At 58.9% G+C, this 24,387-nt stretch carries 18 protein-coding genes; 7 read left to right on the top strand and 11 right to left on the bottom strand.

The window, feature by feature from the left end:
* The first annotated feature begins 92 nt into the window (after positions 1 to 92).
* Positions 93 to 1,109, top strand: coding sequence for a succinylglutamate desuccinylase/aspartoacylase family protein (locus tag J2Y56_RS14855; protein WP_007947846.1), 1,017 nt, complete (start codon positions 93 to 95; stop codon positions 1,107 to 1,109).
* An 81-nt stretch (positions 1,110 to 1,190) separates the two neighbouring features.
* Positions 1,191 to 1,571: a RidA family protein gene (locus J2Y56_RS14860; protein WP_007947847.1), complete on the top strand. Its 381-nt coding sequence runs from the start codon at positions 1,191 to 1,193 to the stop codon at positions 1,569 to 1,571.
* Between the two features lie 47 nt (positions 1,572 to 1,618).
* On the opposite strand, the gene J2Y56_RS14865 is transcribed toward J2Y56_RS14860, so the two are convergent.
* Positions 1,619 to 3,331, bottom strand: coding sequence for an amidase (locus J2Y56_RS14865; RefSeq protein ID WP_007947849.1), 1,713 nt, complete (start codon positions 3,329 to 3,331; stop codon positions 1,619 to 1,621).
* Between the two features lie 255 nt (positions 3,332 to 3,586).
* On the bottom strand, positions 3,587 to 3,883 hold the full coding sequence (locus J2Y56_RS14870; protein ID WP_007947850.1) for a hypothetical protein: 297 nt from the start codon (positions 3,881 to 3,883) through the stop codon (positions 3,587 to 3,589).
* Positions 3,884 to 4,022: 139 nt separating this feature from the next.
* Here J2Y56_RS14870 and J2Y56_RS14875 point away from each other — a divergent pair, with 139 nt between their 5' ends.
* From J2Y56_RS14875 to J2Y56_RS14890, 4 genes are all read left to right on the top strand, one after another.
* On the top strand, positions 4,023 to 4,412 hold the full coding sequence (locus J2Y56_RS14875; protein ID WP_310350984.1) for a cytochrome c family protein: 390 nt from the start codon (positions 4,023 to 4,025) through the stop codon (positions 4,410 to 4,412).
* A gap of 219 nt (positions 4,413 to 4,631) precedes the next feature.
* On the top strand, positions 4,632 to 5,132 hold the full coding sequence (locus J2Y56_RS14880) for a DUF4405 domain-containing protein (protein WP_007947852.1): 501 nt from the start codon (positions 4,632 to 4,634) through the stop codon (positions 5,130 to 5,132).
* 143 nt (positions 5,133 to 5,275) lie between these two features.
* Positions 5,276 to 6,433 carry a two-component system response regulator gene (locus tag J2Y56_RS14885; RefSeq protein ID WP_007947853.1) on the top strand — a complete coding sequence of 386 codons (1,158 nt, stop codon included), beginning with the start codon at positions 5,276 to 5,278 and terminating at the stop codon, positions 6,431 to 6,433.
* 57 nt (positions 6,434 to 6,490) lie between these two features.
* Positions 6,491 to 10,477 (top strand): response regulator, encoded by a 3,987-nt coding sequence (locus J2Y56_RS14890; protein ID WP_007947854.1) that lies wholly within the window; start codon positions 6,491 to 6,493, stop codon positions 10,475 to 10,477.
* Positions 10,478 to 10,647: 170 nt separating this feature from the next.
* Here J2Y56_RS14890 and J2Y56_RS14895 read toward each other — a convergent pair whose 3' ends face one another.
* Entirely contained in the window at positions 10,648 to 12,816 is a 2,169-nt protein-coding gene (locus tag J2Y56_RS14895) for a TonB-dependent siderophore receptor (protein WP_033049564.1), read from the bottom strand.
* A 387-nt stretch (positions 12,817 to 13,203) separates the two neighbouring features.
* Here J2Y56_RS14895 and J2Y56_RS14900 point away from each other — a divergent pair, with 387 nt between their 5' ends.
* Positions 13,204 to 14,076, top strand: a complete 873-nt coding sequence (locus J2Y56_RS14900) for a DNA/RNA non-specific endonuclease (protein WP_007947856.1) — start codon at positions 13,204 to 13,206, stop codon at positions 14,074 to 14,076.
* 72 nt (positions 14,077 to 14,148) lie between these two features.
* On the opposite strand, the gene J2Y56_RS14905 is transcribed toward J2Y56_RS14900, so the two are convergent.
* The 8 genes from J2Y56_RS14905 to J2Y56_RS14940 all read right to left on the bottom strand — a co-directional run bounded on the left by J2Y56_RS14905 (position 14,149) and on the right by J2Y56_RS14940 (position 24,334).
* Positions 14,149 to 14,709 carry a YSC84-related protein gene (locus J2Y56_RS14905; protein ID WP_007947857.1) on the bottom strand — a complete coding sequence of 187 codons (561 nt, stop codon included), beginning with the start codon at positions 14,707 to 14,709 and terminating at the stop codon, positions 14,149 to 14,151.
* 201 nt (positions 14,710 to 14,910) lie between these two features.
* Complete coding sequence (locus J2Y56_RS14910) at positions 14,911 to 15,213, bottom strand: hypothetical protein (protein ID WP_007947858.1); 303 nt, start codon at positions 15,211 to 15,213, stop codon at positions 14,911 to 14,913.
* 64 nt (positions 15,214 to 15,277) lie between these two features.
* Entirely contained in the window at positions 15,278 to 15,565 is a 288-nt protein-coding gene (locus tag J2Y56_RS14915) for a hypothetical protein (protein ID WP_157214455.1), read from the bottom strand.
* 205 nt (positions 15,566 to 15,770) lie between these two features.
* The gene (locus J2Y56_RS14920) at positions 15,771 to 16,655 is read right to left on the bottom strand and encodes a transcriptional regulator (protein ID WP_033049566.1); all 885 of its coding nucleotides are present in this window, start codon (positions 16,653 to 16,655) and stop codon (positions 15,771 to 15,773) included.
* Between the two features lie 126 nt (positions 16,656 to 16,781).
* Positions 16,782 to 17,690, bottom strand: a complete 909-nt coding sequence (locus tag J2Y56_RS14925) for a response regulator (protein WP_007947862.1) — start codon at positions 17,688 to 17,690, stop codon at positions 16,782 to 16,784.
* A gap of 41 nt (positions 17,691 to 17,731) precedes the next feature.
* On the bottom strand, positions 17,732 to 19,141 hold the full coding sequence (locus J2Y56_RS14930; protein ID WP_007947863.1) for a GGDEF domain-containing protein: 1,410 nt from the start codon (positions 19,139 to 19,141) through the stop codon (positions 17,732 to 17,734).
* Positions 19,142 to 19,203: 62 nt separating this feature from the next.
* Positions 19,204 to 20,328, bottom strand: coding sequence for a two-component system response regulator (locus J2Y56_RS14935; protein ID WP_033049567.1), 1,125 nt, complete (start codon positions 20,326 to 20,328; stop codon positions 19,204 to 19,206).
* Between the two features lie 250 nt (positions 20,329 to 20,578).
* Entirely contained in the window at positions 20,579 to 24,334 is a 3,756-nt protein-coding gene (locus tag J2Y56_RS14940) for a PAS domain-containing hybrid sensor histidine kinase/response regulator (RefSeq protein ID WP_007947865.1), read from the bottom strand.
* Positions 24,335 to 24,387 lie beyond the last annotated feature (53 nt).

Genomic DNA, 24,387 nt, shown 5'->3' on the forward strand with positions numbered 1-24,387 from the left:
CGCCGATAAACCGATGGCTACCGTTCAAATCTCCAGTGTCGGCCATGGCAATGTTTCGGTTTTTAACGTTCGTGACGTGGGAGAACAAGCAGATGGCGCAGGATGTTTCGTTCAGTGTTCGCAACAACAACGGCGACCCGGTGCAGGTCTGCGCCTGGCGCTTCGAGGGCAATGGCAGCGGGCCGACAGTACATTTGCAGGCCGGGGTGCATGCCGATGAAATCGCCGGGATGCTGGTGCTGCATTTGCTGATGCAAAAGCTAGAGATCGCCGAGGCCAACGGTCGGCTCAACGGCAGTGTGACGGTAGTACCGCAAGCCAATCCGCTGGGCATCGGGCAGTTTCGCCAAGGGCGAATTCTCGGTCGTTTTCACGATGCCACCGGGCATAACTTCAACCGCGCGTTCGACCAGTCGGTCGCCATGGTCCAGCCGTCGACCAACGTCCAGGAATGGCAAAAAAAACTGGTGCAATTGGCGGCCCCGGCGGATGTGATGCTCGACCTGCACACCGATGACGAGGCGTTGCCCTACCTCTACGCTCACCGCTGTTTCTGGCCCCGTGGCCGCGAACTGGCCGCCGCAATGAAAATGGACGTGGCGATCATCTGGGATGACGGTGGCGATGGCTCCTTCGAAGAAACCATCATCGCGCCGTGGCTGCGCGACGGCGTCACCGATCAGCGCATGGCCGCGACGCTGGAGCTGCGCGGGCAGGGCGATGTCAGTGACCGGTTTGCCGAGCAGGATGCCGAAGGGTTGTACGTTTGGCTGTGCGGTTTCGGCGTGATTGATGAGGCGCTGGCGCCCGCTGACTGGCCTGTCGAGGCCATGGAAATGGGACATATGGAAACCATTCTGGCGCCGCAGCCCGGCGTGCTGATCTTTGAAAAAGAGCTCGGCGATTTCGTCGAAGAAGGGCAGCGCTTTGCGCGGATTCTACGCAGACCGGGTGATCCGTCGTCCGAAGTGGTGTTGGTGGCCGAGCAAGCGGGACGCATGGTCACCCGCTACCGGGATCGGCTGGTGTCCCAGGGCATGGTGGTGGCCAAATTCACCGGCAGCCGGGTCTCACGCAACTGGAGTGGCGGGTTGCTGGACCCGAACTAGATGAACAGCAGTGCGCCGTGGGGTTGTAAACTGCGCGCCTGATACGCGACAGCCCTTTATCACCTCAAGCACGAGATCCCCATGGCCAATCAAGACATCACGTTCACCCCTGACCCTGACCAGGATTCCATCTCCTCCGACGTCGCCGGTCTCGGCGGCCTGCTGGTTTCCACGCAGATCCCGACCCGCGCCGATGGCAGTCTGGAATTGGGTGGCATCGTCGAGCAGAGCGAATGCACGCTGCAAGCGCTCAAAGTCGCACTGGAGCGCGCCGGCAGTTCGATGGATCGGGTGTTGCACCTGACCATCTACCTCACCGACATGGCCGATCGCGCCGCATTCAACGAAGTCTATAAGCGTTTCTTCGCCAAACCGTGGCCGGTTCGCGCCGCTGTGGGCGTGGCCGCGTTGGCGGTCGAAGGCATGCGCGTGGAAGTGACCGCGATGGCGGCCAAGGGCTGAATCGTTGAGCGGGATTGGAGCCAGCATCACTCCAATCCCGGTCTACGTTACAGCTGGTTCGACAGCGGCGGAGTACGTGGCGGGATCAAGCGTTTCGACCCGGTGGCTTCATACGCCGACGCCAGGCGCAGCAGCGACGAATCGTCATAGGCGCGACCGGCAAAAGTCAGCCCGACGGGCATGCCGATGTCCGGCATCACACCCATCGGCACGGTGACCGTGGGCACCCCAAGGTGGCGGATGGCGAGGTTGCCATTAGCGACCCAGATGCCGTTGCTCCACGCGATGTCCGCAGACGCCGGATCGACATCGGCATTCGCCGGACCAACGTCGGCGACCGTCGGGAACAACACTGCATCGAGACCCAGGCGATCCATCCACTCTTCAAGGTCGATACGCCGCGTCTGTTCAAGGCCGCGCAAGCCGTCAGGCACGGTGGTGATCTCGTTCCAGGGCGTGATGCCGCGCTCGGCCATCCGCACATACTCGTCCATGCCGGCGGCAAGGTCGCCCTCGCGATTCGGCAGCGTGCCGGGGTCGTGGGGGAAAATCAGCGGTCCGTCGACGTCGACCAGGCGGTTCAGCTTCGGATCGCCATTGGCCTGAAGAAAGTCATCGAACGCCCAGGCCGTCAGGTCCCACAACTCATGGTGCAGGAACTCTTTGGAGACGATGCCGCGATTGAACACGGTCGGCGCCCCCGGACGGTCGCCTTCGCAATTGGAAACCAGCGGGAAGTCGACTTCGACCACTTCCGCACCGGCCGCTTCCAGCGCTCGTCGAGCCGCTTCCCACAGACCGATCACCGAGGCACGGGTGTTGATTCGCTGCCCCGTCGGCCCTCCGATTCCCGGCGCCTCGCTGGTGCCGGCCTCCGGGTCTTTGTTGATGTACATGCGCGGCACACCGAAACGCTTGCCGGCGAGCGCCTCGGGTTGCGCGGCGAGTTCATGATAGGAGGCAGGGCGCACCGAGGTAACACTCGGAATCGGCACCCAGGGTTGCAAACGCCACAGATCGCCGCGCGTATCCGGGTCTTCGGCCACCACCACGTCGAGCACTTCAAGCAAGTCCGCCATGGTCCGGGCAAACGGCACGACCACGTCCATGGTCGGGGTCAACGGCCAGTTGCCGCGCACCGAAATCACCCCGCGCGAGGGCGTATAGGCACACAAACCATTGTTTGAGGCGGGACCGCGTCCGCTCGACCAGGTTTCTTCCGCCAGGCCGAACGCGGCGAAACTGGCGGCGGTGGCCGTGCCGGCACCGTTGGATGAACCCGAGGCGAACGGCGCAGTGAGGTAGTCAGCGTTGTACGGGCTCTCGGCGCGGCCATAGACCCCGCGCTGCATGCCACCGTTGGCCATGGGCGGCATGTTGGTCTTGCCCAGGCAAATGGCGCCGGCGCCGCGCAGCCGTTCGATGGTGAACGCATCGCGACAGGCCATCAGGTGGGCGAAGGCGGGGCTACCCGACGCAGCGGTCAGCCCCTTCACCAGATAACTGTCTTTCGCTGTGTAGGGGATGCCATCGAGCGGCCCCAGCGTTTCGCCTTTGGCCCTGCGCGCATCGGACGCTTGCGCTTCCTGGAGCACATCGGGGTTGCGAACCACGACAGCGTTCAGTGCGGTAGAGGTGTCGGCACCGTCGTAGGCATTGATCCTGGCGAGATAAGCCTGCACCAACTCCACCGCCGTTGTCTGGCCGGATTCGAGTGCCGCACGCAATTGCGCAATGGAAACCTCAGTGACCTCAATCATGCTGTTACCGCCGGCGGCTGATGGGAGACGCGGGATTTCGGGGCATCACTTAACTGAAAATGGGCTTTCATATCGAATTCTCGTTGCACTGCATTACGCGGCAAGGGCTGGACGGGTGACCTGTGCGTTGTATTTTGGCATTAAGCCGGGAACAGAGGAAACGCTGTCCGTGGTGCGAGACGGATCCGGGGGCCGTCAGTCAGTGACATTCGAGCACTGGGCGAGCGACAGCCGATCAGTCAAGCCAAAAGGTGCTCAGTCCTCAGTCAGCAGCCGCTCAATCTGCGCCAGCTCCCACGCGCTGAGAAAACTGAGCGGGTCGGTGCCGTACCGTTGCCAACTGTCGAGATCGCCCTCGCGGCCATCGGGGCTGTGGCAGCGTTGGCAGTGGCGCACATGGACGCCATCGACGTCGAGGGTCAGGCACCAGCCCTCGATGTCGACCTGCACCTGGCCGGGCGTGGAGGGTCTATCGAGGCGTCGCAAAGGGTGGATGCCCAGGGCGGCGTTGCGCAATGTCTGGTAAACCTCGCGGGCGGTCAGGGGTGGCACGGTTGTCTCCAGTGAAATGTTTGTCAGGCGCCGATACGCCGGGCTACGAAGAGAGTCATTCTTTACGTAGACTTTTGCGTCTGCAAGCAGGCGTCCATTGATTCACTCGCGCCTGGCCCTACAAACTCGGAAACAGCCCATGAAGCAAGTCGCCGTATTTATCTTCACCTGTCTACTCAATACAAGTTTGTTGAGCGTTCCGGCACACGCGGCCGGCGATGTTGAAGCGGGTGCGACATTGTTCAAACGAATCTGCGGGGGGTGCCATCAGGTCGGCGAATCGGCACGGGGTTCATTTGGTCCGCAACTCAATAACATCTTTGGACGACCTTCGGGCAGCACTGCGGATTATCAGTATTCCGACGGCATGAAATCCGCCGGTATCGTCTGGAATCGCGAAACACTTATCGCGTACCTCGAAGCACCGAAAGAAGTGGTCCCCGGCACCCGCATGATTTTCTGGGGACTCAGCGATCCGGAAAAGATCGACAACTTGCTGGCTTACCTGGAAACCTTTCAGGTGCATTAGTGCTTTACTGCACTCATCTAACTTTTCAAACTTTTGTGCTGTCGGCGATGTCGTTGTAAGGGTCAATGTAAATAGAAGTTTTACTCCTGCTTACAAATTACTTACACAAAACGGCTGTACCATTCGTGTCTCAAACCATCGCCTGAAAATCCCTCTTGCAAGTCCTGCGAGCCCGCTTGCGCGCTGACCCCAAGATGATTGAAACCTGGAAGATACCCCTTGAAAAACCTGATTAATCGATTCGCAACGCCTCTGACCACTGGCTTCTTTATTGTCTCTATGATTTCTGGCGTGGCGCTGTTCTTCCATTGGGCACCGGCGCTGTTTCATGGCATGCATGAATGGCTCAGCATTGTTCTTCTGGTTCCATTTGCACTGCACTTGTGGAAGAACTGGGGGCCTCTAATGGGGTATATCAAGCGCAAGTCACTTTATGTACCGCTGTTGCTTTCGATATTGGTTGCAGTGCCCTTCGTCATTTCCGGCATGGGTGGCAGGCAGGGGGGCAATCCGGCATTTGCCGCCGTGCAACTGGTGACCAAGGCGCCTTTGACCGACAGCGCGGCCCTTTTCAAGAACACACCTGATGAACTGGTTTCGCGGCTGCGCCAACGTGGGCTTTCAGTGACGTCGGCCAGCGACAGCCTCAACCAGATCGCCCAATCAGCGAAGATGCAGCCCACGCAATTGATTGCCGAACTGCTGAGTGAGCGGCAGTAACGTAATAAAGGATAGGATCAAAATCCAGCCATTGAGCAGTTTGACGCCGACAGGGCGGCCGTGGATAACTGCAGCTAAGCTTCCCAGCGCTGGGGTGGAAATGTCGCCTTGGGATGTCAATGACTGGCAATGGAGCCGCCCGAATGAGTACTGAACAGAATCATTACAGTCCGCCCACGCTTCTCGTGGTCGATGACACGCCCGATAACCTCATGCTGATGACTGATCTGCTCAAGGATCGCTACCGGGTCAAGGTTGCCAATAGCGGTGAAAAGGCTTTGCGTGTATTGCAGGGCGACCCGCTGCCGGACCTGATCCTGCTCGACATCATGATGCCCGGGATGTCGGGCCATGAAGTGGCCGATCAGCTCAAGCGCGATCCGCGTACCCGCGATATTCCGATCATCTTTCTGACCGCCATGGCCGGGACCGAAGATGAGATCCATGGTCTGGAACTAGGCGCTGTCGACTACATCACCAAACCTATCCGGCCAGCGCTGGTTCTGGCGCGGGTGGATACCCAGCTCAAGCTCAAGGCGGCGAAAGACTTCCTGCGCGATCACAACGACTATCTGGAGCAGGAGGTGGAGCGCCGCACCCGCGAGGTGATTGCAATCCAGGATGTGGCCATCCAGGCCATGGCGTCACTGGCGGAGACCCGCGATAACGAAACGGGCAACCATATCCGGCGGACCCAGCATTACATCAAGGTGCTGGCAGAGCATTTGCGGGAACATCCGCGTTTCAGCCACTTTCTCAGCGAAGAGACCATCCAGTTGCTGTTCAAGTCGGCGCCGCTGCACGACATCGGCAAGGTCGGCATTCCCGACCATATCCTCCTCAAGCCGGGACGCTTCACCGAGGAAGAGTTCGAGATCATGAAGACTCACACAACGCTGGGGCGTGACGCCATCCAGCATGCCGAGGATGCGCTTGGCATTCGCGCCGACTTCCTCACTCTGGCCAAGGAGATTGCCTACAGTCACCAGGAAAAATGGGACGGCAGCGGGTACCCGCAGGGGCTGGCTGCTGACGATATCCCCATCAGCGCCCGGTTGATGGCGGTGGCCGACGTCTATGACGCGTTGATCAGCCGTCGGGTCTATAAACCGGGGATGCCCCACGCACAGGCCGTCGAGATCATTCGTCAGGGGCGAGGCACGCACTTCGACCCTGACATCTGCGATGCCTTCCTGGTCTGCGTTGAACAGTTCCTGGCCATTGCCGCGCGTTTCGCCGATACCGATCAGGACATGGCCGGCAAGCTGGCGGCCCTGGAACGTAGCGGCCAGACTCAGTGAACCCGCAATTACGGGGCCCCTTTGTCAGTGTATTCATCAGGTTCACGAGGTTAGACCATGGCTGGATTGCGCACGCTGCTTGAGCGCCTCGCGCTTATGCACAAACTGATTCTGGGGTTCGCGGCGCTGCTGCTATTGGTGCTGGTACTCGGGGTGCAAAGCCTGCGTACCCAGCAATCGCTGAAACAGGACATGCAAAACCTCTATCTCCAGGAACTGGTCGGCATGGAGCACCTGCAAGAAGCACGGGTGCAAATGCCTCATATGATGCAAGCACTTCAGCGGGCGGTGGGTACCGACAGCGCACAGATTCGCGTTGAATCCCTGCAGCAGCTGCACGATTCCCGGGATCGCCTGCAGGTGGCGCTGGCCAACGGCAAAGTGACCCTCAGACGTGCGGAGAACCTGGCGCGCCTCGCCGAGTTCGACCTGCTGGCGCAACAGTTGCAGGGGCATAGCGAACAGGCCTTTTTGTTGATTGATCAGGGGCGGCAGAATCAGGCGTTGGCGCTAGTCAATAGCCGTGAGTTCCAGCAACTTGCCAAGCAGGCCGATACCCTTTTGTATGCGATCGCCCAGATCAAGGAAGCCTCGATTCGCGACACGGCCAAGGAAATTGCCGATTTTGCCGAACGCAGCACCAAGCTGACCTACATACTGTTGATTGGTGGATTGTCGCTGGCGCTGCTGCTGGCCTGGCTGGTCAGCCAGTCGATCCGCAACCCGCTCAACCGGGTGCGGGCTGCGGTGGACCAGTTGGCCGCAGGGCAGCTCGATCAACCGATACCCCACACCGACCTGAACAACGAAACGGGTGATCTGGCGCGGGCCATTGCCAAACTGCAAACCGAGTCCCAACAACTGGAGCGTCAGCGCTGGATCAAGGCGCATACCGCCCAGTTGCAGGTCGATCTGCAACAGGCAGAAACGCCAGCCGAGCTGGCGCAGGTGTTCCTGCAACACGTGGCAAACCTGCACGGTATCTGCCAAGGGGTGCTTTATAGCGCACAAGAGGACGCCGGTCAGCTGCTGCTGATGGGCCGCTATGCCACTGATTCCGAGCGGCCACCCGAAGCGCAAGTCATGTTCGGCGATGGCCTGTTGGGGCAGTGCGCGGTGGATCGCCAGCCGCGTCAGTTTCAAGCGTTGCCGGAGCAATACTGGCGTTTGCACTCGCCGCTTGGCGAGATTCCCGCCAGTTGCCTGCTGTTGCAACCCATCGTGCATGGCGAGCGGCTGCTGGGCGTACTTGAGCTGGCCGGACTGGCGCCGTTGGGTGAGCGCGAATGGCAGCTGTTGCATGAAGCGACCCCACGCCTGGCTGCTGCCATGGCCATCATGGAACGAAATGAGGCGGTCAAGACCCTGTTGGCAGAAACCCGTCGCCAGGCCAATGAAGTGGCGGAGCAGGCGCTGAAGCTGGAGGAACAGGCGCAGGCGCTCAAGGCCAACGAGGCACAGTTGCGCGCCGTACTCGACAGCAGCCCGGTGGCCATGGTGATCAGAGATGTCGATGGCCGTCCGACCTACTGCAATCCACAGTTCGACAGTTTGTTCGGCACCCGTCTCGCTGAACTCGAAGATACGGATCCGGCACAGTTCTGGGTCGACCCGCAGGCACACGAGCGCTTTCTCGAAGCAGCGTCGCAAGGGCCGGTGCTGAACTTCGAGGCCCGCTTGCAACGCGCGGGAGGCGAACGCTTCGATGTACTGGTGTCGACCGTCACGATGACGTTGGGAGAGCGGGGCGTGTGGGCCAATTGGTATTTTGACATCACCGAGCGCAAGACTGCCGAGGCCGAGGTGCAGCGCGCACGCGAGGCCGCCGAGGAGGCGACTCGGGCCAAGAGCAACTTTTTGGCCACGATGAGTCACGAGATCCGCACGCCAATGAACGCCATCATTGGCATGAGCCACCTGGCCTTGCGCACCGAGCTCGACCACCGCCAGCGCAACTACATCGAGAAGGTCCATCGTTCGGCGGAATACCTGTTGGCAATCATCAACGACATCCTCGATTTCTCCAGGATCGAGGCCGGCAAGATGCACCTCGAACACATTCCCTTCCACCTCGAGAACGTGCTGGATGGCTTTGCCAACATGATTGGCCTGAAAGCCGAGGACAAAGGCCTGGAATTGCTATTCAACATTGCGGCCGAGTTGCCGACCGCGTTGATCGGCGATCCGTTGCGTCTGGGTCAGATACTGGTCAACCTGGGCAACAACGCGACGAAGTTCACCGAGCAGGGTGAGATCGTGCTCGGTGTAGAGCTGCGAGGTGCTGCAGGAGAGGAGGCGCATCTGCATTTCTGGGTGCGTGACAGCGGGATCGGCATGAGCACCGAGCAATGCTCGCGCCTGTTTCAGCCGTTCAGCCAGGCCGATAGCTCCACCACCCGAAAATATGGCGGCACCGGGTTGGGCCTGGCCATTTCCCGGCATCTGGTGGAGTTGATGGGCGGGAGCATTTGGGTGGAGAGCGAACCGGGCCACGGCTCCACGTTTCATTTCGAGGTGAGCCTGGGCGTGCAACGCGATGTTCAATTGCGGCGCATGGCGACTGCCGACGAATTGTTCGGCAGTCGTGTGTTGGTGGTCGACGACAACGCCAGCGCGCGCGAGATTTTGTCTGGCATGACGCGCAGCTTCGGCGTGGAGGTGGACGTCGCACAAAGTGGTCCAGCCGCACTGACCTTGCTGTTGGAGGCCGAAGCCAAGGCGCAGCCCTATGATCTGGTGCTCATGGATTGGCGCATGCCCGGCATGGACGGGGTGGAGACGGTGCGGCAGATGCAGGCCGCCAAACTCGCACAAACGCCGTCGGTGATCATGGTCACCGCGTTCGGTCGCGAGGAAGCCCGCGAAGAGGCCAGCCGGCAAGGCATTCAATTGCCGGTGGTGCTGACCAAGCCGGTGACGCCGTCGACATTGCTTGAGGCGCTGGGCAGGGTACTCGGCAAGATCCCTCAGACCGATACCCGGGCCAGCGAGCGACTCGACCATAGTGCCAGCACTATGGCCAGCCTGCGTGGCGCGCGACTGCTGCTGGTGGAGGACAATGAGTTGAACCGCGAGCTGGCGTGTGAATTGCTGGAAAGCGCCGGTATCGAGCTGTGCCTGGCGGTCAACGGCGCAGAGGCGCTCGACCAGCTGGAGCGCGATGCTGACCTCGATGGTGTGTTGATGGACTGCCAGATGCCGGTGATGGACGGTTATACCGCTACCCGCAAGATACGCGAACAGTCACGTTGGGCGAATCTGCCGGTGATCGCCATGACGGCCGACGCGATGGCAGGGGACCGCGAACGGGCGCTTGCCTGTGGCATGAACGATCACATCTCCAAACCCTTGAACGTCGAGGACATGTTCGCCACGTTGGCCAAGTGGATACATCCCAGACCTGGTCGTGGCGCGCCTGCGGCCGACGTGTCGCCCGTCACCACGATGACGGCCGCTGGCCTGCCAGCCAGTCTTCCCGGTATTGATTTGAACGCAGGCCTGGCCACCTGCATGGGCAAGGTCGAACTCTACCTGCGCCTGCTGCGCAAATTTCGCTCCAGCCAGCAGGCCTTTTGCGCCGAATTTCTGGCAGCCCGAAGTGAAAGCGATCCAACGGTGGCGGTTCGACTGGCCCATACCCTACGGGGTACAGCGGGCAATATCGGAGCCATTGATGTGGCAAATGCAGCCAGCCATCTGGAACAGGCGTGTCTGAACGGTGCGGTGGAGCAGGATCTGGTTGAACGACTGGCGGAGGTTGAACGCTGCCTGACGCCGGTGCTTGAAGGATTGTTGGTACTGAACGAATCGACAGAGCCCGTCGATTCATCAGCCGCGCCACCGTTCGACAGCGAATGGCATGCGCAATTGATTCACGTGCGGCAGCTGCTGGCCGAGAGTGACGCCCAGGCGCTGACGGCCTTGCACAAACTACAAGGGCTGGCTGCAGGCCCTCGGGTGGCCGAGCAATTACATCGGGTTGTCCAGCAAGCCGAGAGCTTCGATTTTGATCAGGCGCTGGAGTTGCTTGAGGATCTGTGGTGATCATCAGGCTGATGAAGCGGGGATATCGCTAAAGAAGCTCTGCACACCCGGCTCAACGGAGTCGCTGCGCAATCAGCAGAAAACACAACACCGGCGCCAGGCCGGTGTTGTGTTTTCTGCGTCATGTTCAGGTGGGGATAGCAACGAGCAGCGCCACCCAACCTGGTGTCTTAGAAGCGATACTTCGCCGAAGCCGTAACGCTACGCGGTGCACCGTATGTCAGGGCGCCGAAGGCATCGAAGATGTCGAAGTACTTTTCATCGGTGACGTTGTTCGCATTCACCTGCGCCGAGAGGTTATCGGTGATCTCGTAGCGAGCCATCAGGTTGACCAGCGCATAGGCATCCTGCTGGATTTTCTCGGAGTTGCCGGCCGGGTTGAGGGCGTAGGTGTAGATCGAGTCTTGCCAGTTAACCCCGCCGCCAATGGTCAGCTTGTTGAAAGCACCGGGCAGACGGTAGGTGGTGAACGTTCGCAGCAGCTTGGTCGGGTACAGTGTGTTGACGTCGTCGCCGTTGGCATCGTCGACCTTGAACTGGGTGTAACCCAACGTTGCGTTCCAGTCCGTTGCGAGCTCGCCGGACACTTCCAGTTCGAAGCCCTTGCTGGTTGCGCCTTCACTGGCTTCGTACGCGAAGCCACCCACGGGGTTCGATGGATCGATCAGCACGCCGGTATTCTGGCCCAGATTATCCTGCTTGATCTGGAAAATCGCAGCGGAGGTGTTCAAGCGACCGCCGAAGTATTCACCCTTCAGGCCGATTTCCCGGTTCTCGCCAACGATGGGCTCCAATGTCTTGCCACTGCTGTCGCGCACCGATTGCGGCAGGAAGATTTCGGTGTAGCTGGCATAGGCCGAAAGGTTTTCGGTGAGGTTGTAGACGACGCCTGCATAAGGGGTGAATTCATGATCGACATCGACCTTGCTCACTTCCGAAAAAACGTCATCACTGGTCTTCTCGTACCAGCTCTCACGCGCACCCAGAATCACTTTCAAATCGTCGGTCACGTTCAAACGGGTGGCTGTGTATAGCCCCTTTTGCCGGGTTTCGCTGTAGCCGTAATCGGTCCTTGGGCCCCATACCGGCTCGGGGAAATCGCCCTTGTAGGTATCGAAATTGGCCACGCCGTCAAAACCGGTTTGCGCGTCGAGTGAATCGGCGTCGAACTTCTGCTTGCTGTCTATATAACCAAAGGCCGCTTCATGCTGACGACCCAACAGAGAGAACGGGCCATCGAAACGGATGCCGTAGTCGTCCTGGGTGGTCCTGGTCTTGTAGGTTGCCGGGAACGAAAACATCGGCGCGCTACCGTCCCTGCCCGGATTGCCGGAAAGGTACAGCAGGGAAGAGTGGCCGTTTCGCTCGCCACGGTTGTAGCTGAGGTGAGCTTGCCAGTCGTTGGCAAACTTGTGGTCGAGATTGACGAAGTAGGTGTCGTAGGTCGTGTTCCACTTGCTCCAGTCAGCGGAGGTTGTCTTGGAACGGCTCCAGTTGGTGCGGCTGCCATCGGCGTACCAGACGGGCAGGCCACCCCACATCGGTGATTCGGCGTTGTTTTCCTGATGGCTCAAACCGAACCAGACCGTGGTGTCGGGCGTCAGGTCGATATCCATGGTGCCGTAGAGGGTTTGGCGCTTGTTCGAATTCATATCGATCCACGTGTCACCCTCGTTGGTCTCCCCGACCAACCGTGCGCGAATCGTACCTTCCTCGTTCAGCGCTGTGGCCACATCGGCCTGGGCACCATAGGTGTCCCATGTACCGGCGTTCACTTCCAGCGAACCGTTCAGTTCAGTGCTGTAAGCGCGCTTGCGCACCATATTGATCGACGCGGACGGATCGCCGGCACCCGTCATCAAACCGTTGGCTCCGCGGACCACTTCAACGCGGTCATACATGGCCAGGCTGCTGAAAATCTCACCCGAACTCCATGGCTGTTCAAAGATGGTAGGTACGCCATCGATCATCAGCGAGTTGAGTTCAAAGCCACGGGCGTTGAATTGTGCCCGGCTGGTTTCGTAGCGGTTGACCGACACACCGGTGGCATTGTTGACCACGTCGAGGATTGTCTGCAGATCCTGGTCCTGTATGCGCTGCTGGGTGACGACGCCGACCGACTGCGGTGTCTCCCGCGGAGACAGGTTCAAGGGGGTGGCCGTGCGTTCAGATTCGGTCGTGTAGGAGTTAGTGCCCTCGGTGATGGCGCTGCGTTCACCCGTGGCCGTCTCAGTGATAGCGATAGCCGGCAAGGTCACAGCGCTGCCCGTCTCGGTCTGCTCAGTCTGTTCCGCCGCTTGCACGGAGGGCGCAACGAAGGCGATACCGGCTGTCAGCATGTGCACTGCGAGAGCCAAAGGGCGTAGTGCCAGAGGCGCACGCGGCGTAACGGAGTTTTTTGAACACAGGAGGATGGGGGCGGTCATGTGAGCTCACATTTGAATTGGTGTTATTTGAGAATACATATCATACGCAAATGTGATGAATTGCCAAACACTTGTTTAAGAAAGATTGCTTTTTGATATCAGTCAACGCGGTGATCTGACTTTTGGCGTTCGCTTCTGAGCGTTTTTTGCTGATTGCTTCCTCGACGTGCATTGGCGAGTAGAATGCAGCCGCCGTTCAGCACTAACGGGATTTGTGATGGTCAATAAACCCCGCGCGACCGTCAGCGGTGGTCCTCTCCGTCCGTTTACCCCTTAATCCAATTCGAAGATCTAAAACGCATGCACCTACGCAAAATTGCAGTTGGGCTCTCGGCCCTTGTTTTGCTTTCCTCCGGGGCAGAAGCCCGCAACCTGCTGGATCTCTTAAAGCCGCCCACCCAGGCACAGGAACAAGTGTCCCGCTCGGGCTCGATCAGCAAGAGCGCGGCGCTGGACCTTTATTCAAACAAGCAGAAGCAGGCATCGTTCGACGGCTGTGCAGATCTGTTCCCGGCAGCCAAACCGATCAACATCGCCACCGTGCCCGCAACCATGAATCCCTTGGCCCTGTGTTCCGACCACTTCGCGGTGCTGTACTCGCAAACCAGCAAGACGCCGCTGGTCGTGGTCGAGCGTCTGAATGCCGCCCAGCTTCAGGATGCCAAAGGGGAGGAGCGCACCAATCAGTTCTATGCGGATCCACGCATCCCCAAGAGTGGGCGGGCAGAGTTGAGCGACTACCGCAGCCAGCATCCGGCGGTGGACCGCGGTCATCAATCCCCGGCAGCCGATGCTCCGAACCCCAATGCAATGGCTCAGTCCTTCGCGCTGTCGAACATGGTGCCGCAAGACCCCACCAACAACCGGAAGATCTGGAGCAAGGTCGAATCTGATGTGAGGAAGTTTGCCAAGCGCGCCGAGGGCAACGTTTATGTGTTTACCGGCCCGCTGTTTGACCCGGGACACACCACCATTGGCGACAATAAAGTCTGGGTGCCGAGCCGCCTGTTCAAGTTGGTCTATGACGCATCGTCCCAACGTGCGTGGGCGTACGTGCTACCAAACGCAGAAACCCGTATCGAGAGACCGATGGACTATGACGCTTTCGTGAAAGCCACGGGGCTCAAGTTGCTGGGTAACCTGCCGGTTACCGGTTCCGTGGGCCGCACTTGATCGCTTCTACTTAATGGACTTCACCCCAAGGGTTGGGGGGCAACCGATGGGGTGATTCGTGCCTGGCCGCTTTTAGCGTTTGATATGGGAGATTTTCGAACCTTCGATGCTGACCCCGGCCATTAAGCCTTGCTGGTCGAAGATGAACGCATACGCATCATCTTTGAGCGTCGAGCTGGACAGGTTCTTCGCAATCCCTTCATTCACGACAACCACGGTTGGTCCCACGCCAACTTCCCAACCCTTGGACTCAGCCAGATAATTCACCGCTTTATCATTCATCAGAAATACTGCATAGCCATAGGACTGGGCGCCCGCCTGCAGCCCCCACGACCCGCTCACGGAGTTGTAATAGTCCACGACGGTCTTACCTTTCATTAATACACCTTCGCCATAGCTGCCGCCGAAGACCAGGCCAGCCTTGATGATTTTGGGGAAGACCAGCACGGCCTTGGCTTGTTGCGAGATGGATTTGGCTGTTGGATTGGCTTTGTAGAGCGTCTCCAATGCTTGCACAGCGTCTTTATTCAGATCCTCTGCGGTTTCTGCACTGGCACTGTTCAGCAGGCTCGTCGAGGCCAGCGTAGCTAACGCGAGGAAGATCGATAGAAAGTAGCGCATTGATTGAGTCATTTCCGTACTCCGAGAAGGGAGCATTGGATGAGAGCAGCAGTCAGTACCTGCGTCAGACAGGAACCAAACCGACTGAAGTTATCCGGCGCACCCTGATATGTGTGGTTTGCAAGCGTCGCGCTGGAATGCAGGAAACCCAAGGCGCGATGCCATCACTTGTTGTGACCACTATGAAACGGCCGGGTTCGCCGCTTTCTACCCCTATCGTTTTTTACATTCCGCCAACACCACCTGGCAGGTGTTCGGCGTGCCGCCTGAGCGGCCGGCATAGCGAATGCAATTATTCAGGGATTTTTGGCGGGCAATGTTCAGGGTGGAGCCCCACGCCAGGCCGCCTTCACCGGCAGTGGGTAGCGCTTTTGCATAGCAATTGGAGCCCAGGCTTGCAGTCGAATAGCGATGCCTGGATGTTTTGCTTGAACATCCCGCTGTCAGCGCAAGGCTGATGGCGAGCAGGGAGGGGAGAACCCATGACCAGCATTGGTGCGCTGTTTTTTCGGTCATCCCGTTTCCCCTGTATCAACAGCTCAGGCGTGTGTGGGGCTGTGCACTTTGGCGTTCGCCGGGGTCATCTTTTACTGCACAGAATGAACATGTCATTCCCATCATCGAACAGGTAACGCGTCTCGGACAACGGGCGCATCCAGTAACTCAGGCTGCTGTCCGGCCGGAAAATAAACAGGCCCAGTGTGTTTACCAGTTCAGGAATCGTGCTGTCCGTTTCGCCTTTGGCGCTGCGCTCAACATTTATGTGCAAGCGGTGCCCCTCTTGTTGCACCCGAAAGGCGCTGTTGCGGCGCAGGGTACCTATTTCCGCCCCGGAGTTGGCATCAATCAGTTGGGCCACCATACGCATATGGCTGACCCCGGCGGGCCTCAAATCCACTCTGAAGCGAGTCGTCAGCCATGACGGGCGCGTTGGAGAGGGCACTTGATGCGCGCTCTCTCCAGTGCACCAAAGGTCCAGGTTCGCCTTTTGCTCGCCCGACACGCGCCCCAGTGCTACACACAACAGGCCAACGAGTACGAAGGCCAGGCACCAACCTGCATTTGCGGCACGTCTAGTCATGTTGTTGTACGCCAATGCAGCGACTGCTCGCTGTTTCCAGTTCGCCATCGCAAAGAATCTGGTCTGCCCCACGACGCGACGGTAACAGGTACAGGTGGATGTTTTGCTCCGAAATGCCCAGGTGCTCCGCCAGTTTGCGGCTGTGCTGAACCATCAATTTCAGGTGCGGCGCCTCCGCAGGTTGTGGCTCTTGAGCGGATAGATGCACATGCACATCGTCCATCATGACCGGCGCTTCGAACGCTGGCGGTACCACCTCAAGCGTCGGTGCCAGCCAGCTTCTTCCCACCAGAAAGGCCAATACACCCCAAAGGGGCAATGCGAGCCACAACCCCCAACGCCTCGGTAACGTTATCGGGTGCACGGGCAGCGCGCCTGAATCGGGCTCGGCTGACGCCGGCATTGCCCCGATTGATGGCAGCACGACGGGTACGTCCTCGGCAGCGGCCAGGGTCGATACAGAAGACATAACAGGGGCGAGCGCCTCGCTATCCGTCTCAACCGCGTACGTGGCAGACACCGCATTCGCAGTGGCTGGCAATTCCTCGACCCTCACGCCATCGGCGAGCTTGTAGCCTATGCGTGGCAAGGTCTGGATGAATTCGCGATCCGGCTGCAGTTTTTCCAGCGCCAGGCGCAATTGCCGGACAACCTGAGCCAGGCTGTTGTCGGTCACTTCCAGGCCGTATTGGCCCCACGCGCCGGCCATCAGTTCGCGCTTGCGCACCACCGATCCACCCGACCGGAGCAGCATCGCCAGGCATCGGCTGGCGATTGCACCGATGCGCAAAGGCTCCTCATTGGTTGCTTCAACGCGAAACAACAGGAAGTTGTTCTCGTCGAATACCAGATGTTCATCAATTAGCAGTTGACCCATGTCGACCATCTGTATGAGGCAAAAAGGTAAGTCGAAGACGTGTCGTCGACCCCTAGAGTTAAGCGGGCATTCGTTGCTTTGGCCAACCTCTTCGCGCAACAGGTGCTGAAAACAAATGTCACCCCATTACACGGCAATGCTGACGCGCGATCCGATGGCCGCAGCGTCGCCGCAATGTTGCAACAGCTCGTCGAGCTGCGAAAAATGCCGCAAGCCATCCTCCCGGTCAGTGAGCCGGGTATCGGCTGCGTCATCTTGCAGCGCCAGGGGCACGTCCTTGCCTTTGAAGCTTAGCCGCGCGATTTCGACCAGGCGCCGAAGCATCGGTACGATCTGCGCCTGCATCGGTTGCAATTGAAAATGTTCGACGTCTGTCTCGCAGAGTTCGCCCGAGACCGTGAGCAGGTTCAGTAATTGACTGCTGTTTTGTTCAAGCAGGCGCAATACACCTTGCTGACCTCGCAGCAGATTGCCGTCTTCGAGCAGGGCACGCACCAGCCCCAGAATCGAGACAAGCGGTGCTTTCAGGTCATCGCGGGCAAACTGCTCGATGTCGTCGCGCAAATGCGCCAGTGCCAACAGGCCGTTATAGTCGGTCTGCAGCTGTTTGTGCCGCTCCACATGACGTAGCTGGTTATTGACCCTTAACTGCAACAACTCCGGATCTATGGGCTTGGTCACAAAATTGACCGCACCCAATTCCAGCCCCTGCCGACGGGATGCGGGGTCGGTCATCGCGGTGATAAAGATGATGGGAATCCGACTGGCGCGGGGATGGCCGCGCAGGTGCCTGACCAGTTCGAACCCGTCCATGTTCGGCATCATGACATCAAGTAACAGCAGATCCGGCGGCGTGTCCGAGGTGCAGATGGCCAACGCTTTATGACCATCCTGGGCAACCCGGACCTGATAGTCGTGCATGAACAGCCCTGCGATCAGGTTCAGGTTGTCCGGTGTGTCGTCGACCACCAGTAGCGTCGGACGTTGATCGTGCTTGACGATAGGGGTCGTCGCCACGGCCTTGGTGGTGATCATCGAAACATCCTGTGATAACGAGTCCAGGTTGAGGGTAGGGTTCAGGCGTGCGCAGTTGAGGTGGAATAGGGCAGGGTTTCACTTACATAGCGGTTGCGGCCTTGCTGCTTGGCTTGATAAAGCAGCAGGTCCCCACGGATCAGCAACGTCTGAACGCTGTCGCCGGGCCCATGCCAGGCGCTGACACCCATGCTGCAGGTCACGCCAATACGGTTGCCGGCATAGACCAGCGTTGAGCTGCCCAGTGTTTGCACCAGACGATTGGCCATCTGTTGTGCACCTGCCAGATCGGTGTACGGCAGCACGATGAGGAACTCCTCACCACCAAGGCGGGCGACCAGATCCTCTTGTCGGACTGTCTCGGTCAGCAGTTGTGCAAGGAACTTCAACACCTGATCTCCGCCGTCATGGCCATAGGTATCATTGACCCGCTTGAAGTGGTCGATATCCAGCATCAATATGCACAACGAACCGAGCTTGCGCGTGGCGCGCGCCAATTCCACTTCAGTCAGCGTCATGGCCGCCCGGCGGTTGTACAGGCCGGTGAGGAAGTCGTGGGTGGCCGCCTGATGATGCACCACGCTGGTATTGATCAGATGGGTCAACAGCCAGTTGATCAGCAGTAAGCAGGCCAGTATTCCGGCCGCCAACAACAGCCCGAGGCTGTTCATTCTCAGGAACTGCGGCAAAAAATCCGGTGCCAGTGGATCACTGTAGACGCGCATTTGCAGCCCTTGATGCAGGTTCGCATAGTGGTGAAAAAAGCGGTCTTCGCCTTGCACTTGAATAGGTTGCGAAATCGACCAGTCTGCGCCTGTGGCAGGCACAAACTCTGCCTTGCCGGCGATGAAACGTATGTCGAAATACAAAGCAGGCTCTTGGCCGTGTGACACGGCGACATGAACGACAAGCCTATCGGTAACCGCTGGCCCCAATACCAGGGGCGGTAGCAGCGGCTGGGGTTGTAACCGGGTTTGCGTTTCCTGGATCACCGCATAACGCCTGTCGCAGGTATAGCCCAGAAATTGCCGGCTGGTCATGCGGATACCGCCGTCAATGAGGCTCATGCGTGGCCCCTGCGGTTTGGGCAAAGGAGCCAGTTGGTGTACCGGCACGCGTAGTGTGTACTTTGATAGCCCCTCGACTTCCGCCGATAACGTCTGCGTGGCCCGTTGCTGGCCGGCGATGTACTCATCCGGCAGGCAGCCTTGCGGAGGCGGATTTGCCATCAGCAATGATTGTTGCAATTTATGGGTTTGCAGATTGCCCAACAGGTTGGAATAACCCCAGGCGCTTCGTTGGGACAGCAGTGCTTGCTGACTCTCCAACAGTATGACGTGTTGACTCTGATAGTGATTGACAACGCCAACGACCGTCAGCATCGACAAAACGGCCGCTATCATCCAGCAACTACGCTTGATAGCTCGCGCGTGCTCAACGACCCAACTCATGTTTTTACTCCAAAGTGACCGCCGGAGACGTTTGTTTCAAATCTGCCCTTACTCGGCAGCTGTTAACCGGTCATGGCCTCAAGGGGCTCTTCGGCAGGGGTATCGGCATAGCGCTCGGCGATTTGTGCGAACTCCTTTTCCAGACCCGTGAAGGCCGCTGCTACATCCGGATCAAAATGGCGGCCGGCACCGTCGCTGATGATCGACGCTGCCTTTTGGTGAGGCATTTGCGGCTTGTAGACCCGTCGACTGATGACCGCATCGTAGACATCGGCGACCGCCATCAGGCGGGCGCTGACTGGAATGGCGTCACCGACCAGGCCATTGGGGTAACCGCTGCCATCCCATTTTTCGTGATGGCACAGCGCAATTTCCTTGGCGATGCGCAGGAAGGGCACTTGGGCTCCCAACAGTTCCTCGGCGTGTACCAGAGCCTGATAACCCAACTGGGCGTGGGTCTTCATGATTTCGAACTCTGCGGGCTCGAAGCGCCCCGGCTTGAGCAGGATGTGGTCTGCAATACCCACCTTGCCGATATCGTGCAGCGGCGCCGACTTGAACATCAGCTCAATGCTTTGCTCATCCAGGTGTGCGCTGAATCGCGGGTGATCGCGTAGTTTCTCGGCCAGCAACCGGACGTAGTGCTGCGTGCGCCGCAGGTGGTTGCCAGTCTCGTTGTCGCGGGTCTCGGCCAGCGATGCAAGGGCCAGGATAGTCACGTCATGGGTGGCTTGCAGTTCACAGGTTCGCGCGAGGACTTCCTGGTCGAGAAAGGTATTTTGCGAACGCAACTGGTCCGTTGTCGCCTTCAGGCGCAGTTGCGTCTGCACTCGCGCCAGCAGAATTCTCGGGTTGATCGGTTTGAACAGGTAGTCGGTCGCTCCTAGCTCGAACCCCAGGCACTCATCTTCGTCTTGATTGCGGGCGCTCAGAAACATGACCGGTATACCGCACGTATCAGGGTTAGCCTTGAGACGACGGCAGACTTCGTAGCCATCCATGTCGGGCATCATCACATCCAGCAGGATCAAATCGGGTCTCGCCCGGTTGACGATCTGCAACGCATGGGCACCGCTGGTTGCAATTCGCACGTGATAGCGCTCACTCAGCAACTCACTGATCAGTTGCAGATTGGCCGGCAAATCGTCGACCACCAACACGCTGGGCCTAGGGGATGAGTTGTTCAACTGGACTACCTCGTGACGGGGGCACAGATGGAGCGGTATTGCGGCAGGGGCGAATGCTTTTGCCGCGGGAGCACGACGGGGAAGGTGTGGACTGTCGTTTCTGCCAAGTGAATGCAGTAACGCATACCCACCACACCTCTGCTCTGAAATGGGCTGAACCGCCTGCGCCGGGCGCTGAAAAACGCTGAAAACTTCTGAACAACAAGTTTTCAAAGGCATGAAGCGCGTGATGCCCTGCAATTTCATTTGTTCATTGCGCGGTTCCACAGGCCTGCAGGGCCTCGCTCAAACAGACTTGCGCCCGCTCGAAATCGAAACATTTCACCGCGCCTTCCAGTGGCTGGAAACTGTTTGCAAACGCGCCACGGAGTAAGCCGGCATGCGAGGAAAAGAACGGCACTGCCTGCGCATCAAAGTCACCCAGAAGCGCGTCGAGATGCTGGCAGATCCGTTGCAACTCGACGACGTCGACCACTATCGGCGGCGCGGTCTCGACTTCACTGGGCAGCTTCTCCCGCAACTGCGCCAGCAGCGCTTCCAGGGGGCCAGAAAGCGCCTCCAGAGCGATTCGCAACTCATCCTCGGGTCGCTTGGCGCGCAGAGCCTGCTCCAATGCAGTTGCCGCCTGGGCGACGGCGTCGGCACCGATGGTCGCTGACACGCCTTTGCAGCTGTGGGCCAACAATTCGGCTTTATCCAGCTCACCCGCCGCCATCGCCGCGTTTAACTGTTTCAGCACGGGGCTCTGGCTAGCCAGGTAGTGCTGCAAAATATTCGCATACAGGCTGTGCCTGCCCAGGACCCGGCGCAGTCCCGCTACCATGTCCACACCGTCGAGTTTCAAACCCGTATCAGCACAATCCATTTGCGCCATTGAATCGGGCGCGACGGTGCATTTTGGTTGGGACGTCGTCTCATTCAGCCAACGGCGCAAAACGACGTAGAGCGTCTGCGGTTCGAAGGGCTTGCTGATAAAATCATTCATGCCGGCTGCCAGACAAGCGTCATGATCACGCTTGCTGGCATTGGCGGTCATCGCAACCACGGGCAGGGTGCTCAATCCAGGCTGCCCACGCAGCAGACGGGTGGCCTCCAGACCATCGAGCACCGGCATCTGCATGTCCATGAACACCAGGTCATAGCGCTCAGCGGACAATCGATTCAGTGCCTGCCGGCCATCCGCTGCGATATCGACGGAACAACCCACCGCCTGCAGTAGTTCGGCGGCGACCTGCTGGTTCAACTCATTGTCTTCTACCAGTAAAACACGGGTCCCTTCGGCCACCCTCCAGTCGCACGGAGTGACCCCGTCGCACAGGTCATCAATGACATTGCTCTGGGCCAACAGCAGGCGGACCTCAAACCAGAAGTTGCTGCCTTCACCCAGCACGCTCTGCACACCGACTTGCCCCCCCATCAGCTCGGACAGCTGTTTGGCGATTGCCAGCCCCAGGCCCGTGCCACCAAAGCGTCGTGTGGTGGAGGTATCCGCCTGCTGGAAGCTCTGGAACATGTTATTCAATTGCTCGGACGAGAGCCCTATGCCGCTATCGGTCACACTGAAGTTAAGCAATACGTCATCCGCGCCGGCATGACGCAGGCTCACCTCAACGCGGATCTGCCCACGTTCGGTGAATTTCACAGCATTACTCAGGTAGTTGAGCAGTATTTGCCGCAGTCGAAGTGGATCGCCACGCAAGCGTTCTGGAACATCCGCAGCGACGTTGATCCGCATATCCAAGCCTTTATCGGCAACACGCGGGTGTATCTGGTCGAGCACTTCTTCCAGCAATTGGGCCAGGCTGAAGTCGCGGACTTCCAGCTGAAGCTTGCCGGCCTCGATCTTGGAAAAATCCAGAATGTCGTTAATGACGCCCAGCAAGTGCCGGCTTGAGCTTTGTACCTTGTTCAAGTAGTCGCGCTGACGGTCGCTCAACTCCGTGCGCAAGGTCAGGTAAGTCATGCCGATGATGGCGTTCATCGGCGTACGAATCTCGTGGCTCATGTTGGCCAGAAATTCGGACTTGATGCGAGCACTGTCCTCGGCCAATTGCCGCGCCTGCTCCATCTCTTGCGCCGCCGCGCGCTGGGCGGAAATGTCCTCGATGATCCAGATCGAACCTTGCGACGACAGGTTGCCGGGCGCCACTGCGCGTGCACTCACGCTTGCCCAGAAGGTGCTGGCATCCCTGCGGCAAAGCTGCATCTGCTGGTGAACGATTTCGCCGCGGTCCAGCCGCTCGCGAACGTCGGCTTCGAACGTCTTCATTGACTCTGTCGACATGACCTGCGCCAACCAGATCAGTGGAGAGCGCTGCAATTGTTCGCCCGCCGCATAACCGAGCAACTCGTCCAGCCGCGAATTGGCCTGCATGATCTGATTGCCTCGCACCAGCGCAAGACCATAGGGCGCCGAGGTAACAATGGCCTGCTGCTGTTCGTGCGCTTCGCGCAGGTTGCGTTCTTCTTCTTTGCGCTGGCTCAGATCGCTAATCGCGACGCACAGGCATTGCCCTCGATCCTCTCGCATCGGCAGCAGGCACAGACGCAACTCGGCAGGAAACTCGCTGCCATCCGCGCGACGGGCGACCACCTCGACCGTATTGAGCGGCTTGTTTGTACGGACCTGCGCGAGCAGATGATCGATGATTTCGAGCTGACTGTCGGGTACCAGCGCCCGGTAACACTGGCCGAGCAGGCTGCCGGGTGCATAACCAAAGGTCGCTTCGCTCATCTGGTTCGTCATGATCACGCCGTGCTCGTCGAACACTAACAGCGCTTTAGGCGCAAACTCGACGATGCCGCGATACCAGCTTTCGGTGGCTTCCAGGGACTGCTGACGCTGTTGCAGGATCAACGCCTGGCACTTCAATTGCTCCGCCTGTAGGCAGGCCTGGTGCAATAACTGCTGATTGTGCAGGCGCTGCTGCAGCAAATTCAGCAGTGTGCCGAGTTTATTGGGCAGGCTGTCGAGCAGTTTGAGCTGGGCGAGATCCGGGCGATGGGCGAAAACGAGCTCAAGGCTGGCGAGCTGCTGCCCATCTTGCAGCAGTGGCAAGCTGTAATGCACTTGGCCGGTATGCCCGACGACGGGGTCGGCATCGAATCGCAAAACCGTCCTGCAATCCAGGAACTTGCCCAGCTTCTGCTGCAACGTCTGGGTAAAAGCCTCTCGACTGGCACATAACTGCAGCGCCTGCACCAGCTCGCTGAGACGCCCCTTGACCCAGTGCTTTCGGTGCAGCTCTTCATTGACATCGACATAGGCATCGAGCGCTTCGGCCAGGGCCACGACTTCGGTCAGCCCCTGGCGATGCCACGACTTTCCGACGGCTTCGCCAGCATTCATGCGGCGTATGCGTTCGGACAGACACAGCAGAGGTTTCACCAACTGACGACGCAGAATGACCAAAAATACCAACAGGCCCGCGGCCAACGTAATCAATTGCAGCAGGGCACTGATGTGGGCGGACAGCTTCGCGTTGTTCCGAGCCGCCTCGAAGTCGCTATTAAAACGTTGGGTAGTCAAGAGTTTCAGCTGATTGAGTGCGTCTGCAAAACTCCACTCGGAATTGATGTAAGTGGAACCTGCAAGCGATGTCGGTCCTCCTCGGTGGAAGCTCTCCTTCATTGCCTGACGCTCCATGCCGGTCTGCCTGTGATCCATTTCCTCGACAGTGGTCAGCAGTTTGTCTTCCGCGTCAGTCAGTCCGATCGTTCGAAAATCGGTGGCGATTTCGTGAAAAGTGCGGTTGTTTTGCCACTTTTCGTTGTATTGGGTGAGATACATCTCGTCGCCGGTGCTGACATACAGGCGAGCCAGTTGTGTCAGTTCACGGTTGAGGGTAGCCATCAAGGCAATATCGGTGAATGTCTGGTGGCGTCGATCAGTGGCTTGCTCGGCCTGCTTGCCGATGTACTCATCCAGACCCACGGAAATCAGGCAAGCAATGAACGCTATGCCAAATCCGGCCGAAATGAGTTTGCTCAGACGTTCCAGGCTCATGGGCTCTCCTGCGACAACAGTCCCGATCACACGCCGGAAGCTTAATGGGTGAA

The sequence above is a fragment of the Pseudomonas sp. BE134 genome (assembly GCF_031456105.1).
In the GTDB taxonomy this organism is placed as follows: Bacteria; Pseudomonadota; Gammaproteobacteria; order Pseudomonadales; family Pseudomonadaceae; genus Aquipseudomonas.

Excerpts from the sequence above, each read along its gene's own strand:
- J2Y56_RS14855 (WP_007947846.1), top strand. The coding sequence starts at position 93 with ATGGCGCAGGATGTTTCGTTCAGTGTTCGCAACAACAACGGCGACCCG.
- J2Y56_RS14860 (WP_007947847.1), top strand. The coding sequence starts at position 1,191 with ATGGCCAATCAAGACATCACGTTCACCCCTGACCCTGACCAGGATTCC.
- J2Y56_RS14865 (WP_007947849.1), bottom strand. The coding sequence starts at position 3,331 with ATGATTGAGGTCACTGAGGTTTCCATTGCGCAATTGCGTGCGGCACTC.
- J2Y56_RS14875 (WP_310350984.1), top strand. The coding sequence starts at position 4,023 with ATGAAGCAAGTCGCCGTATTTATCTTCACCTGTCTACTCAATACAAGT.
- J2Y56_RS14885 (WP_007947853.1), top strand. The coding sequence starts at position 5,276 with ATGAGTACTGAACAGAATCATTACAGTCCGCCCACGCTTCTCGTGGTC.
- J2Y56_RS14890 (WP_007947854.1), top strand. The coding sequence starts at position 6,491 with ATGGCTGGATTGCGCACGCTGCTTGAGCGCCTCGCGCTTATGCACAAA.
- J2Y56_RS14895 (WP_033049564.1), bottom strand. The coding sequence starts at position 12,816 with ATGCTGACAGCCGGTATCGCCTTCGTTGCGCCCTCCGTGCAAGCGGCG.
- J2Y56_RS14900 (WP_007947856.1), top strand. The coding sequence starts at position 13,204 with ATGCACCTACGCAAAATTGCAGTTGGGCTCTCGGCCCTTGTTTTGCTT.
- J2Y56_RS14905 (WP_007947857.1), bottom strand. The coding sequence starts at position 14,709 with ATGACTCAATCAATGCGCTACTTTCTATCGATCTTCCTCGCGTTAGCT.
- J2Y56_RS14910 (WP_007947858.1), bottom strand. The coding sequence starts at position 15,213 with ATGACCGAAAAAACAGCGCACCAATGCTGGTCATGGGTTCTCCCCTCC.
- J2Y56_RS14915 (WP_157214455.1), bottom strand. The coding sequence starts at position 15,565 with ATGCGTATGGTGGCCCAACTGATTGATGCCAACTCCGGGGCGGAAATA.
- J2Y56_RS14920 (WP_033049566.1), bottom strand. The coding sequence starts at position 16,655 with ATGGGTCAACTGCTAATTGATGAACATCTGGTATTCGACGAGAACAAC.
- J2Y56_RS14925 (WP_007947862.1), bottom strand. The coding sequence starts at position 17,690 with ATGATCACCACCAAGGCCGTGGCGACGACCCCTATCGTCAAGCACGAT.
- J2Y56_RS14930 (WP_007947863.1), bottom strand. The coding sequence starts at position 19,141 with ATGAGTTGGGTCGTTGAGCACGCGCGAGCTATCAAGCGTAGTTGCTGG.
- J2Y56_RS14940 (WP_007947865.1), bottom strand. The coding sequence starts at position 24,334 with ATGAGCCTGGAACGTCTGAGCAAACTCATTTCGGCCGGATTTGGCATA.